Raw genomic sequence first — 13,316 nt, 5'->3', positions numbered from 1 at the left:
AAAGCAACGCCCTGATAGATACAAAATGCCCCGCGCGTCACACTGCATCGAGCGGCACCAGGAAGTCCTGGCTGATGCCGTTGCCCAGATCGCCAATGCGCTCCAGGAAATTGGTCAGCCAAGGGTGCAGGCCAACCGCAAAAATGTCTTCGATGCGGGCGTACCGCAGGTCGGCGTGGAGTTTACCAGCGCGTCGCTCGGTCTCTGCAGACTGGCTGTTACGTACAGTGGACAGAATCGCCACGACTTCGTCCATGCTGGCCAGCAGCGAGCGCGGCATATCGCTGCGCAGGATCAGCAACTCGGCCACGCGCGTCGGCGTGATGACGTTGCGATAGATTTTGCGGTAGACCTCGAAGCCCGACACCGAGCGCAGCGTGGCAGCCCAGTGATAGAAATCCCCCTGCTCGGCGGCGGCTTCATCGCGCGTGGGGGTGGACTGGAATTTCACGTCGAGCAGCCGTGCGGTGTTGTCGGCGCGTTCCAGGAAGGTGCCCAGACGCATGAAATGGAAGGCGTCGTCCGTGAGCATGGTGCCGACCTGCACGCCGCGCGACAGGTGCGAGCGGAACTTGACCCACTCGAAGAACTGCGATGGATCATCGCGCAGCATGCCCTCGGCCATCAGACGCTCCACATCCAGCCAGGTAGTGTTGATGGTCTCCCACACCTCGGTTGTGAGGGAGCCGCGCACGGCTCGGGCGTTCTCACGCGCGCCGCGCAAGCAACTCATGATGGACGACGGGTTGGTCATGTCGCGGACCATGAAGTCGATCACGTCGTCGCGCGAAAGTAAGCCGTAGCGGTCGGCAAAAACCCGCGTAAGTTCAGAAATATCGAGCATCGCCCACCAGCCCTGCTCCGCCACTTCCGCCGATTGCGGCATCAGCGAGGTCTGATAGTTCACGTCGAGCATGCGAGCGGTGTTCTCGGCGCGTTCGGTATAGCGCGCCATCCAGAAAAGATGGTCTGCGGTGCGGCTGAGCATGGCGTTCCCTTCTACGTATTCGATATGTGTTTGATCGACTGCGATGGCTAAACTTCAGCGCTCCAGCACCCACGTATCTTTTGTTCCGCCGCCCTGCGACGAGTTGACCACCAGCGAACCCGCCCGCAACGCCACGCGCGTCAGGCCGCCCGGCACCATGCGCACGTCCTTGCCGGACAGCACAAAGGGCCGCAGGTCGATATGGCGCGGTGCGATGCCGGCTTCCACGTAGGTCGGGCAGGTCGACAGTGCCAGTGTCGGCTGGGCGATGTACTGGTCGGGACGCGCCTTCACCACCTCGCGGAACGCAGCAATCTCATCCTTGGTGGCCGCCGGACCGACCAGCATGCCGTAGCCGCCCGCACCGTGCGTCTCCTTGACCACCAGTTCGCCCATGTGATCGAGCACGTATTGCAGATCGTCCGGCCGGCGGCACATGTAAGTCGGTACGTTGTTCAGGATCGGCTCTTCGCCCAGATAGAAGCGGATCATGTCGGGCACGTACGGGTAGATCGATTTGTCGTCCGCCACGCCGGTACCGATGGCATTGCAGATGGTGACGTTGCCCGCGCGATAGACCGACAGCAGCCCTGCTGCACCGAGCGAGGAATCGGGGCGGAAGACCAACGGATCAAGGAAGTCGTCGTCAACACGGCGGTAGATGACGTCGATGCGCTGCGGGCCCTGTGTGGTGCGCATGTAGAGGTGGTCGTCCTGCACGAACAGGTCGTGCCCTTCCACCAGTTCCACGCCCATCTGCTGCGCAAGGAAGGCATGCTCGAAGTACGCCGAGTTGTACATGCCCGGCGTGAGCACCACCACGGTCGGGTCCGCAATGTTCTGCGGCGACACACTGCGCAGCATGTCGAGCAGCAAGTCTGGGTAATGCGCGACCGGCGCCACACGATTGCGTGCAAACAGCTCGGGGAACAACCGCATCATCATCTTGCGGTTTTCCAGCATGTACGACACACCCGACGGTACGCGCAGGTTGTCTTCCAGCACGTAGAACTCGCCCTCGCCCGCACGCACGATGTCGATGCCGGCCACGTGCGCGTAGATGTCGCGCGGCACGTTCACGCCGAGCATGTCGGGGCGGTATTGGGCGTTGTTGTAGATCTGGTCGGGCGGGATGACACCGGCGCGCAGGATGTTCTGCTCGTGGTAGATGTCGTGCAGGAAGCGGTTGAGCGCATCCACGCGCTGGCGCAGGCCGCGCTCAAGCGTGGCCCATTCACTGGCCGGGAAGATGCGCGGGATGATGTCGAACGGAATCGTACGCTCGGTGCCGCTGTTCGATTCGTCCTTGTCGCCGTACACCGCGAAGGTGATGCCGACGCGACGGAAGATGAGGTCGGCCTCGGCACGCTTGTTCTGCAGCGTAGTGGCGGACTGTGCGCCCAGCCATTCGGCGAAGCGCCCGTAGTGGCTGCGCACCTCGCCCTGCTGGACGAGGGCTGCCGGGGCCGGTTCGGCGGCATGGGGACTGCGTTCGCCATGCCAGTTGAGCATTTCATCGTAGAACCGGACTGCCATGCTGTTCTCCCCTGACGGACTGCCATGTCGCACGGTTGCACGACATGTGGTTTTTATAGCACAGTGGTTTTGGGCGCCACAATGGGGCCAACCCGCTGTGCAACCAAGTTTTACGGCAGCGCATCAATTCCGTCTGCGGCTGTCGCCAGGGCTTCCACTTCCAGCGCGGAGGACCAGTAGCGCGGCCGCATCGACCGTGCCGTCTGCACCTCCAGCGCATCGCCGCGCGTCTCGATGACGACGGCGCCGGTCTGGTCGGTCCGCAGCCGCTCGATGTCGCGCGCCACATAGCGCTGCCACACTTGGCGGTGCGGATGTCCGTACCGGTTGCGGTAGCCGACCTGGAAAACCGCCACCTGCGGTGACACTGCGTCCAAAAACGCACCGCTGGAGCTTGTCTTGCTGCCGTGATGGGGTACTAGCAAGATGTCTGCCATCAGCCGCTCCGGGGTTTCGCTGGCCACCAACGCGGCCTCCTGGGGGGCCTCAATGTCGCCGGTCAACAGCGCCGCATGCCGGCCGTTGCCGATGCGCAGCACACAACTGCGGGCGTTGCTCGATACACGCGCACCGTCGGCGGGCGGCCGCGCCGGGTGGAGCATCTCGAACGTCACGCCGTCCCACGTCCATACTTGCCCAGCCAAGCAGCTCGTCAGGCCGATATCGTGCGCGGCGGCCGTCGCGTGTAGTGCATGTCCGTTTGGCAGAGACGCCAACATGGTGCGTACCGGCACCGCGTCGATCACCGTTTCGGTGCCACCGGCGTGATCACTGTCTTCGTGGCTGACGACCAGCGCATCCAGGGCTTCAATGCCATGCCCACGCAGATAGGGTGTGATGACGCGGGCGGCCGCATCAGCGTGGTCACCGTAGCGTGGGCCGGTGTCGAACAGGAGGCGATGGTTGGCTGTTTCAACGAGCGCGGCGGCACCCTGACCAATGTCGAACGCGACAACGCGAAACTCGCCCGGCAACGGCACCGGAACACGTGCCAGCACCATCGGCACGAGCAGCAATGCGCCCTGCGCGCGCCATGCCCACGCGCGATGGGCACCCGGCACCAACAGCAAAGCCACGCCGCCCGTTGCCAGCAGCAAGGCCCACGCAGGGGCGACTGGCGCAACCCAAACCGACCAGCTTGGCCGCGCCAACCACTCAAGCCACACCACCAACCAGCGAAAGCTCACCTCGGACAGTGCCAACACTGGCTGGGCCAACGGATCGGGCAACGCTGCGCCAACCAGTGCTAGCGGTGTCGTCAAAAAGCTGACCACCGGAATCGCCAATCCATTGGCCGCTGCCGAGACCACCGATGTCTGCTGGAACAGCAGCAACGTCAACGGCAGCAGGCCAAACGTGACGGCAAACTGGATGCGCGTGGAACTGGCAATCCCATGCTGGTAACGCATCCACCAACGTTCCGTCTCGCGATCACGTCGACCATCGAGCACCATCTGCGCGGCCATAAAGATGATCGCGACCGCGCCAAACGAGAGCCAGAAGCCCGCCGACATAACCGCCCACGGGTCCACCGCCACCACCACGGCCGCTGCCCAGCACAGCGACAGGCTTGCCGGCACGTTGCGATCGGTCAGCCGCGCAATCGCGACAGTCGACAACATCAGCAGCGTGCGTTGCGCGGGAACCCCCATCCCCGCGAGCAGGCAATAGCCGAAGGCCGCCAGCATGGCTGCAATGGCTCCCGCTCGCGGTGTCGGCATGCGCAACGGTAACGGCATGCGCAGCCAGCGCGCCAGCCCGAACGAACGTCGCCACAGTGCCATCCAGAACGCGGCAAACAACCCAGCAATCATCGTGATGTGCAAACCGGAGATGCTGACGAGATGGCTGATGCCAGTACGGCGGAACAACTCCCAATCTTCACGGGCTATGCCACTCTGGTCGCCCACCACAAGCGCGACGATGACAGGCGCATACCGCGCGTCGGGCAATGCCGCGAGGATGTGGCGCCGCACGGCAGCACGCCAACGCTCTACGTTGATGCCGAAGCCTGCCTCGGCCTCGCCCAGCGCGATGTTCTGTGCGCGCTTGCCGGTGCGCACGTAGCCGGTGGCGCGGATGTCGTCGGCGAGCATCGCGTATTCGCCATCGAAGCCGCCCGGGTTGGACAGGCTATGCGGGCGTTTGAGCCGCAGCGTCAGTTTCCAACGTTGGCCAGGCTGCAGGTCGGGGATGCCGGCGCGGCGATCAGGCTCGACGCCCTCATCACCCGCCCCGCCCCAGGTGCGAGCGCCGTACCAGGAAAGACGTACGCGCGATGGCACGGCATCGCCGGCATCGCTGGATTCGATTTGAAAGAGAAAGCGCGTAGCGTCTTCGGAGACCTGCGGAAGTTCGGCCACCACGCCAGTCGCGATGATGTCCTTGCCCTCCCACGCCGGGCTGAGCACGACAGAAAATCGCTGTTGCGCGCGCCAGTCGCTCCAGCCAAAGCCAGCAACGGAAGCACTGGTGACCAGCAGGACAGAGAGCAGAATCGGTTTGCGACGCGCCACAAAGGCAAGCAGCAGACATAGCCACAGCACCACAACCGCTTGCCACGCAGGCATGAGCACGGCCTGCATCTGCAGCGCCATGCACCCCGCAACGAACCCAACCAGCCCCAACCGCATGGGCGGGCGTCAGGGTGCCAACAGTGCTGCCAGACGAGGAATGGCTTCGATACTGTTCCGGCGCGCCTGGGCGGCCAGTGCATCGATGGAGATGCCGCGCAGTTCCGCCATGGCGGCGGCAATGCCCGCCACCTCGGCGGGCGCATTGCGTGTGCCGACCTGCTCGCTGAACTGATCATCAGCAAGCCACGCCGGGGCGAGATCCGGGGCATCGGTCTCCAGCACGATCGCTTCGATCGGCATCTCGGCGGCAAGCCGGCGGACACGGTTGGCGCGCGAGAAGGTGAACACGCCGCCAAAGCCGAGCTTGAAGCCGGAATCGACATAGGCGCGGGCCTGATCGGGACTACCGTTGAACGCATGCGCAATGCCGCGCACGCCTGCCTTCGCGGCCGCGCTGCGCACCTGATCCTGCGACTTGCGCACGTGCATCAGCACCGGCAAATCAAACTCGCGCGCAATCCGCAGCTGGGCCTGATACACGGCGTTCTGCCGCTCGACGTTCGGATCGGGGATGAAGAAGTCGAGCCCGATCTCGCCGATGGCAACAAAGCGCGGATCGTCCATCGACGCTGCGACTTGGCGTCGCAGTTCGGCCAGATCGTCATCGCTGGCCTGCGCGGCACACATCGGGTGAATGCCCAGCGCATAGCTGCAGCCCGCGTGCCGATGGGCGAGCGTGCGCACCGTATCGAAGTTCCAGCGCGCCACGGCTGGCACGACGATGTGGTTCACGCCGGCCGCGTGCGCCTGCGCGACGACCGTGTCACGGTCTGCGTCGAATTCGCGGGCGTCGAGATGGCAATGGGTGTCAATCCACATGATCGGCTCTGGTCTATCGAAAAGCGGCAACGTACCGGAAAGACAGGCGTTCTAGAATCCGCCTTTTCTGATACTGGGGGCCTCCGCCCGCACAATGCAATGAAAACAGCCTACCTGACTTGTGCCGCACTGACCGCGCTTCTGACCACCCTGCCCGCCAGCGCGGAAACCATGCGCTGCGGCAGCGGCTACATCGTCCGCATCGGCGACAACAAGTCAGACGTCCTGCAGAACTGCGGCGAGCCCGTGATGCGCGATACCTTCTGCGCAACCACAGGCACCGGCAGCACGCAGCCCGCCGTCAACGGCGCCTGCAGCAATGTCGACGAATGGACCTACAACCCCGGCACCGGCCAGTTCATGACGACGCTGCGCTTTTTCGAGGGCCGGCTGCAGTCCATTCGCTACGGCAGCCGGGCTCGCTGACACGCAGCCTCATCGCACGGGCATCAGCGCTCGACGTGCAGATGGCCTTCGCGCAAACGCAGGATGCGATCACAACGGCCGGCCAGTTCGATGTCGTGCGTGACGATGACGAAGCTGGTGCCCAGCGTACGCGTCAGTTCCAGCATCAATTGGAAGACTTCACCGGCGGTGTGGTCGTCCAGGTTGCCGGTGGGCTCGTCGGCCAGCACGCAGGCGGGTGACCCGACCAGCGCGCGTGCGATGGCCACACGCTGACGCTCGCCACCGGATAGTTCGCCTGGACGGTGCGCCGTGCGCGGGCCCAGCCCCACACGTTCAAGCGTCATCTGCGCGGTATGGCGCGCCTGCGCCTCGGCCACGCCGCGGATGCGCAGCGGCATCGCCACGTTGTCCAGCGCGGTGAATTCCGGCAGCAGATGGTGGAACTGGTAGACAAAGCCCAGCGCCTGGTTGCGCAGCGTGTTGCGCTCACGCTCCTTCATGTCGGTAAAAGGCTTGCCGAGCAGCGCGACACGACCCGAACTCGGCTCGTCCAGCCCGCCCAGCACATGCAGCAGCGTGCTCTTGCCCGAGCCCGACGCGCCGACAATCGCCACCTTCTCGCCCACGCCGATACGGATGTCGACGCCCTTGAGCACGTCCACATTCAACCCGCCCTGCTTGAACGACTTTGACAGCCCCTCGGCCTGCAGCACCGCACCCAGCCGTGCATCGGCCGGCGCATCCATGGAAGTCATGACAGCCTCACTCATAGCCTTATTCATAACGTAAGGCCTCCGCCGGGTTCACGCGCGAGGCGTGCCAGCTCGGATACAGCGTCGCCACCGAGGCGAGGATGAAGGAAATGATGCCGATGGTCGCAATGTCGTTCACGCGGGGATCCGAGGGCAGTTCGCTGATGAAGTAAATGTCCTTCGGCAGGAACTGCACGCCGAAGAGGTGTTCGATGAAGGGCACGATCACGTCGATGTTGTAGGCGATGAGCGTGCCCAACCCCACGCCCAGCAGCGTGCCCATGAAGCCGATCGCCACGCCCTGCACGATGAAGATCTTCATGATGGAACTTGGCTGCGCGCCCATCGTGCGCAGGATGGCGATGTCGGCCTGCTTGTCCGTCACCGTCATCACCAGTGTGGACACCAGGTTGAACGCCGCCACCGCAATGATGAGCGTGAGGATGATGAACATCATCTTCTTCTCGGTCTTCACCGCCGCGAACCAGTTGCGGTTCTGGCGCGACCAGTCGCGGATGTACAGCTCGCCGGTGAGCGTGCGTGACAGCGCCTCGGCCACCTGGGGCGCGCGGTCCATGTCGGTCAGCTTCAGGCGCACGCCGGTCGGGCCCTCCAGGCGGAATAGGCGCTCGGCGTCTTCCATGTTGATGAGCGCCAGCGAGCTGTCGAACTCGTAGTGCCCCGATTCAAACGTGCCGATCACGGTGAACTGCTTCAGGCGCGGCAGCACGCCAGCCGGGGTGATGGTGCCCTGCGGCGCCACCAGCGTGACCTTGTCCCCCTGGCGCACGCCAAGACCCTGGGCCAGTTGGCTGCCCAGTGCGATGCCGAACTCGCCGGGTTTCAGGTCGTCGATCGCGCCGGACTTGAAGTCCTTGGCGATATCCGACACCTTCGGCTCATCCGCCGGCGACACGCCGCGCAGCAGCACGCCGCGTACGGCGTCATCACGCGTGATCATGGCCTGCGCGCCGACATACGGCGCTGCACCGATGACTTCCTTGTTCTGCATCGCCTCATTGGCGGTGCGCTGCCAGTCGGGCAGGCTGCCCGGCGCCATGACCTCGATGTGCGCGAGCACGGACAGCATGCGGTCACGCACTTCCTTCTGGAAGCCGTTCATGACCGACAGCACGATGATCAGCGCCGCCACGCCCAGCGCAATGCCAAGCATGGAGATGAGCGAGATGAAGGAAATGAAGCTGTTGCGGCTGGCACGCTTGCCCGCGCGCGTATAGCGCCAGCCGATCTGCCATTCGTATGGAAATTTCAAAGGGGCATCCCCGTGTGGTGTGACCGTGTGATGTGACGATGCTGTGTGACTTTGCCGGCGCACGCGCCGGGCAGCCGGAAGTTTACAATCTCGGAGCCATGATCCCTGAACTCTTTCTGATTGTCCCGTTTTGCGCCCCCGCCGCCGAGGTGGCGGACGACGCTTACCGTCAATTGACCTTGCCGGGCCTGGAAAGGTTGCTTGCCCGCGCGCGTGAGACGGAACGCGAGCGTCACGACGACGCCTACCTGCCCACGCTGCCGCACGAACGCTGGCTGGCAGCGCGCGCCGGGCTGCCCGCGGGTTCCCCAACCTCGCCGTTGCCTTCCGCCCCGTACATGCGCCTGGCAGACGGCGCCGCCGCCGACACGCGCACCTGGGCCTGCCTGCAACCGGTGCATATTCACGCCGCACGCGACCATCTGGTGATGCTCGACCCAGCGCAACTCCGGCTGGAAGCGGCCGATGCCGACGCGCTGCGCGCCGCCATCGCCCCGCTGCTGGCCGACATGCACTTGCACCTGGACGCCCCCCAGGCCGCCCGCTGGTATCTCCCGGATGCGCCGTTTGGCGACCTGATTGCCGCAGCTCCGCAGCGCGCCACCGGCCACAACATCGACATCTGGATGCACAAGGGCGAGCAGGAACGCGCCTGGCGCAAGTTCCAGAACGAAATCCAGATGACGTGGTACGACCACCCCGTCAACCAAGCCCGCGAGGCGCGCGGCCTGCTGCCGGTCAACTCGGTCTGGCTGTTCGGCCAGGGCGCACTGCTTGATACGCGCCCGATTGCCGAACGCATGATCGGCGCCGATCCGTTCTTCGCTGGGCTGTGCCACGCCGCCAATGCCACCGAGCTGTGCGCCGAAACGCTGGCCGCCCTGCCGGCAGACGGCACCAGCGCCGCCGTGCTGCTGGGCGATGCTGGCAAGCCCTACCTTTCCGCCGACTGGTACGACTGGATCGAAACCTTGCGCGCCTACGACCGCGACTGGTTCACGCCCGCCGCCGACGCACTGGCCGACGGCCGTATCGATGCCGTCTCCCTCGTACTGACCGGCGATTCGCACTACGCCCACTACCGCGTCACCCGCCGCGACCTGGCCAACGGGCCGCTCGGCTGGCTGCGCCGTTTCAGCCGTGCTCGCACCTTGCGCGATGCGCTATCCCCGCTTTCCATGGCTGCCTGAATGACCCGTATCGCTGTCCGCTCACACTCCACTGAGGCTGCCAACACACTGGCAGGCCACGGTATCCATCCTGTATTGGCACGCATCCTGGCCGCACGCGGCGTTGCTCGACCCGATGAACTGTCGACCGAGTTGGCCGACCTGCTGCCGCCGGCACAGCTCAAGGGCATCGACGACGCAGCGCGCTATCTGGCCGACGCCATCGCCGCCAACAAACGCTTGCTGATCATTGCCGACTATGACTGCGATGGCGCCACCGCCTGCGCCGTGGGCGTGCGCGGGTTGCGCATGCTCGGCGCGCAGGTGAGCTACATCGTGCCGAACCGGTTTGAATACGGCTACGGTCTGTCGCCCGAGATCGTGGCGCTGGCCGCGCGCGAGAAGCCGGACGTCTTGGTCACCGTCGACAACGGCATTGCCGATGTGGCGGGCGTGGCGGCGGCCAATGCCTTGGGCATCGACGTGGTCGTCACCGATCACCACATGCCGGGCGCGCAATTGCCCGAGGCGCGCGTGATCGTCAACCCGAACCAGCCTGGCTGCGGCTTTCCGAGCAAGAACCTGGCGGGCGTGGGCGTGATGTTCTACGTGCTGTTGGCACTGCGAGCCGAACTGCGCGCCCGTGGCATCTTCACACCGCAGGAACAGCCTCGCCTCGACGCACTGCTCGATCTGGTGGCGCTGGGTACCGTGGCTGACGTGGTCAAGCTCGACGCCAACAACCGGCTGCTGGTGGCACAAGGGCTCAAACGCATGCGCGCGGGGCGGATGTGCCCCGGCATCGCCGCCCTCTTCCGCGTGGCAGGGCGGGAGGCGCGTCGCGCATCGACGTTCGACCTCGGCTTCGGCTTGGGCCCGCGCCTGAACGCGGCCGGGCGGCTGGCCGACATGTCGCTCGGCATCGAATGCCTGCTCACCGATGACTACGATCGCGCCATGGCCATCGCCGCCGAACTCGACGGCATGAACCGCGAGCGCCGCGAGATCGAAGCCGGCATGCAGCAGGAAGCGCTGGCCATCCTGGACAGCATGAACGCCTTCGATGGCGCGGGTCGCCACACCATCGCCGTGTACAACGAGACATGGCATCAGGGCGTGATCGGCATCGTCGCCTCGCGCATCAAAGACAAGTTCCACCGCCCCGTCTTCACCTTTGCCCCCGGCGACGACGGCGTCATCAAGGGCTCGGGCCGTTCGATTCCCGGCTTCCACCTGCGTGATGCGCTGGACGCCGTGCACAAGCGCAGCCCCGGGCTGATCGTCAAGTTTGGCGGCCACGCCATGGCGGCCGGCCTCACGCTGCGCGAAGACGGCTTCGACGAATTTGTTGCCACCTTCGAAGCCGTTGGTCGCGAATGGCTGAACGAGGCCCTCCTCTCGCGCGTGCTCGAAACCGACGGCGAGGCCGACCCCGAGTGCTTCTCTCCCCAGTTCGTCGAGCTGCTCGAAACCCAGGTCTGGGGCCAGGGTTTTCCGGCGCCGAGCTTCTGCGGCGAGTTCGATGTGCTGTCGCAGGCGGTGCTCAAGGACAAGCACCTGAAGCTCAAGCTCGGGCGCGGCAAGCAGCATTTCGATGCGATCTGGTTCAACCACGCTGAACCGCTTGGCGCTTCAGCTTATGTGGCCTACCGGCTCGACAACAACACCTTCAACGGCATCACGCGCGTGCAGATGGTGATCGAACACGCGCAATAGCCACCTGCCCAGAACTTGCGCCGGCGCATAAACACATGCCAAAACTGTCTGACGGTACGCAGATGATGCAGCCGTCAGGCACGGCAGCTGCGTTACAATACGAGATTGTCGGCTTGGCACCTGCCATGACCGCACACCCCACGAATTCCTAGCATTAACCTCCAAGCGAAATGACTCACGTCGTTACCGAAAGCTGTGTCCGCTGCAAGTACACCGACTGCGTGGACGTCTGCCCCGTCGATTGCTTCCGCGAAGGCCCGAACTTCCTGACCATCGATCCGGATGAGTGCATCGACTGCGCTGTGTGCGTGGCCGAGTGCCCGGTCAACGCCATCTACGCTGAAGAGGACGTGCCTGCTGATCAGCAGAAGTGGATCGCCATCAATGCCGAACTCTCGACCATCGGCTGGCCGTCCATCACCAAGACCAAGCAACCCTTGCCCGACGCCGACGACTGGAAGGACGTGAAGGACAAGGAGCAGTATCTCGAACGCTGATCTCCAACTTTTTTTACCGTCAACGCAAAAAAGGTATTGACGGGGAGAACGGAAACTAGCTAGAATTCATTTCTTCGCTGTTGCAGCGATTCCTCGATAGCTCAGTCGGTAGAGCGCCGGACTGTTAATCCGTAGGTCCCTGGTTCGAGCCCAGGTCGAGGAGCCAAGTACTTAAGCCCTTGCGAGAAATCGCAAGGGCTTTTTACTTTGGTGAATGGACGTCGACGTCACGATTGGACAGCCGTCCAATTTCATTTGTGGCATCGGTGTCGTCGCCGGTATCGTGTACCGTCTTGCACCGATCGTCGTGCCCGAGTGGTGAAATTGGTAGACACCGCGGACTTAAAATCCGCTGCGCCCTAATCGGCGCGTGCCGGTTCGATCCCGGCCTCGGGCACCACCACACTTTTTCGGAAATTCCCAATCATGGGAAAATCCAGTTAAAACAAGGTGTTATGGCGGTATCGTTGCCTACACGCACACCCTGAATTTGCCATTGCGCGGCGCTTTTCGTAGACTGGGCTCCCCAAAATTTACGCATAGCCCTCCCCACGATGGCCTCGATCTCGCAGCACAGCGCTGGGTGGCGCGCTCAGGTCTACGTCGCCGGAACCAGAGACTCAAAGGTATTCCGCACGAAACGCGAGGCCCAGCTATGGGCATCATCGCGCGAGATCGAACTCCGTGAGCAAAAAAACAAGTCCCCCGCGGAACGGCATACCGTGGCCGAGATGCTGGCTCGCTATCGCGAAGAAGTGTCGTCGAAGAAGGCTGGTGCTCGCGCGGAGGGATTGCGCATTGATGCGTTCCTCCGGGATTTTCAGGAACTGGCGGAGAAGACCTTAGCCGAGACCAAGACCCCCGATCTCGCTGCATGGCGCGACGCTAGACTCAATGGCGAGTTGCCAGATGGCCGCAAGGTCAGGCCGGTAGCATCAGCCACCGTCTTGCGTGACATCAACTGGCTACGCAACGCCTTCCTTGTGGCGCGAGATGAATGGCACTGGCTTGAACATAACCCGTTCAAAGGCATGACGATGCCCAACGACGGCGTACCGCGATCACGGCGTGTTCTGCCAAAAGAGGTAAAAAGGATCTGTAGACGCTTGAACTACAGATCAGGAAAGCCCCCCATCACGAAGAGCCAAGAGGTCGCGCTCGCGTTCCTCGTTGGACTGCGTACCGCCATGCGCGCAAGCGAGATTCTAAGCCTGGGGAAAGCTACGCTTGACATGAAACGCCGCGTGGCGACGGTCAAGCACAAGATGCAGTACCTCACCGGCCGCCCGCGGGAAATCCCGCTCTCCAGGCATGCCATCAGGTTGCTCAAACCCGTGGCGAATCGAGATCAGTGCTTTTCGCTCTCGGCAAGCGTGCTTGACGCCCTATTTCGCAAGGCCCGCGACCAATTGCTGATCAAGGATCTACATTTCCATGATTCCCGTGCCGAGGCGCTCACTAGGTTGTCACGAAAGGTCGATGTGATGACGCTGGCGAAAATCAGCGGGCACACTGTTGATTT

At 63.7% G+C, this 13,316-nt stretch carries 11 protein-coding genes and 2 tRNA genes; 7 read left to right on the top strand and 6 right to left on the bottom strand.

What is annotated here, in order from left to right; genetic code table 11:
- Positions 1 to 37: 37 nt before the first annotated feature.
- The 4 genes from C404_RS38400 to C404_RS38385 form a co-directional block, all read right to left on the bottom strand.
- Complete coding sequence (locus C404_RS38400) at positions 38 to 988, bottom strand: alpha-E domain-containing protein (protein ID WP_021194072.1); 951 nt, start codon at positions 986 to 988, stop codon at positions 38 to 40.
- A 54-nt stretch (positions 989 to 1,042) separates the two neighbouring features.
- Positions 1,043 to 2,524 (bottom strand): circularly permuted type 2 ATP-grasp protein, encoded by a 1,482-nt coding sequence (locus C404_RS38395; RefSeq protein WP_021194071.1) that lies wholly within the window; start codon positions 2,522 to 2,524, stop codon positions 1,043 to 1,045.
- A 110-nt stretch (positions 2,525 to 2,634) separates the two neighbouring features.
- Positions 2,635 to 5,157 carry a DNA internalization-related competence protein ComEC/Rec2 gene (locus C404_RS38390; RefSeq protein ID WP_031329131.1) on the bottom strand — a complete coding sequence of 841 codons (2,523 nt, stop codon included), beginning with the start codon at positions 5,155 to 5,157 and terminating at the stop codon, positions 2,635 to 2,637.
- 9 nt (positions 5,158 to 5,166) lie between these two features.
- Entirely contained in the window at positions 5,167 to 5,979 is an 813-nt protein-coding gene (locus C404_RS38385) for a TatD family hydrolase (protein ID WP_021194069.1), read from the bottom strand.
- A gap of 99 nt (positions 5,980 to 6,078) precedes the next feature.
- Here C404_RS38385 and C404_RS38380 point away from each other — a divergent pair, with 99 nt between their 5' ends.
- Entirely contained in the window at positions 6,079 to 6,405 is a 327-nt protein-coding gene (locus tag C404_RS38380; RefSeq protein ID WP_021194068.1) for a DUF2845 domain-containing protein, read from the top strand.
- A gap of 23 nt (positions 6,406 to 6,428) precedes the next feature.
- Here the strand turns inward: C404_RS38380 and lolD are convergent, their stop codons facing one another.
- A complete protein-coding gene (gene lolD / locus C404_RS38375) occupies positions 6,429 to 7,157 on the bottom strand; it encodes a lipoprotein-releasing ABC transporter ATP-binding protein LolD (RefSeq protein ID WP_021194067.1) in 729 nt (242 codons plus the stop codon).
- A 4-nt stretch (positions 7,158 to 7,161) separates the two neighbouring features.
- Positions 7,162 to 8,412: a lipoprotein-releasing ABC transporter permease subunit gene (locus C404_RS38370; protein ID WP_021194066.1), complete on the bottom strand. Its 1,251-nt coding sequence runs from the start codon at positions 8,410 to 8,412 to the stop codon at positions 7,162 to 7,164.
- 98 nt (positions 8,413 to 8,510) lie between these two features.
- On the opposite strand from C404_RS38370, the gene C404_RS38365 reads away from it, so the two are divergent.
- From C404_RS38365 to C404_RS38340, 6 genes are all read left to right on the top strand, one after another.
- Positions 8,511 to 9,602: a hypothetical protein gene (locus C404_RS38365; protein ID WP_031329130.1), complete on the top strand. Its 1,092-nt coding sequence runs from the start codon at positions 8,511 to 8,513 to the stop codon at positions 9,600 to 9,602.
- On the top strand, positions 9,603 to 11,297 hold the full coding sequence (gene recJ / locus C404_RS38360; RefSeq protein WP_021194064.1) for a single-stranded-DNA-specific exonuclease RecJ: 1,695 nt from the start codon (positions 9,603 to 9,605) through the stop codon (positions 11,295 to 11,297). It abuts the gene before it with no gap.
- Positions 11,298 to 11,467: 170 nt separating this feature from the next.
- Complete coding sequence (gene fdxA / locus C404_RS38355) at positions 11,468 to 11,794, top strand: ferredoxin FdxA (RefSeq protein ID WP_021194063.1); 327 nt, start codon at positions 11,468 to 11,470, stop codon at positions 11,792 to 11,794.
- A gap of 90 nt (positions 11,795 to 11,884) precedes the next feature.
- Positions 11,885 to 11,960: transfer RNA gene (locus tag C404_RS38350), tRNA-Asn, on the top strand.
- A 143-nt stretch (positions 11,961 to 12,103) separates the two neighbouring features.
- Positions 12,104 to 12,194: transfer RNA gene (locus C404_RS38345), tRNA-Leu, on the top strand.
- A 154-nt stretch (positions 12,195 to 12,348) separates the two neighbouring features.
- A partial coding sequence (locus C404_RS38340; RefSeq protein ID WP_021194062.1) for a tyrosine-type recombinase/integrase occupies positions 12,349 to 13,316 on the top strand: 968 nt, incomplete at its 3' end.

It is taken from the genome of Ralstonia sp. AU12-08 (assembly GCF_000442475.1).
In the GTDB taxonomy this organism is placed as follows: domain Bacteria; phylum Pseudomonadota; class Gammaproteobacteria; order Burkholderiales; family Burkholderiaceae; genus Ralstonia; species Ralstonia insidiosa.
This window is presented reverse-complemented; position numbering and strand designations above follow the sequence as displayed.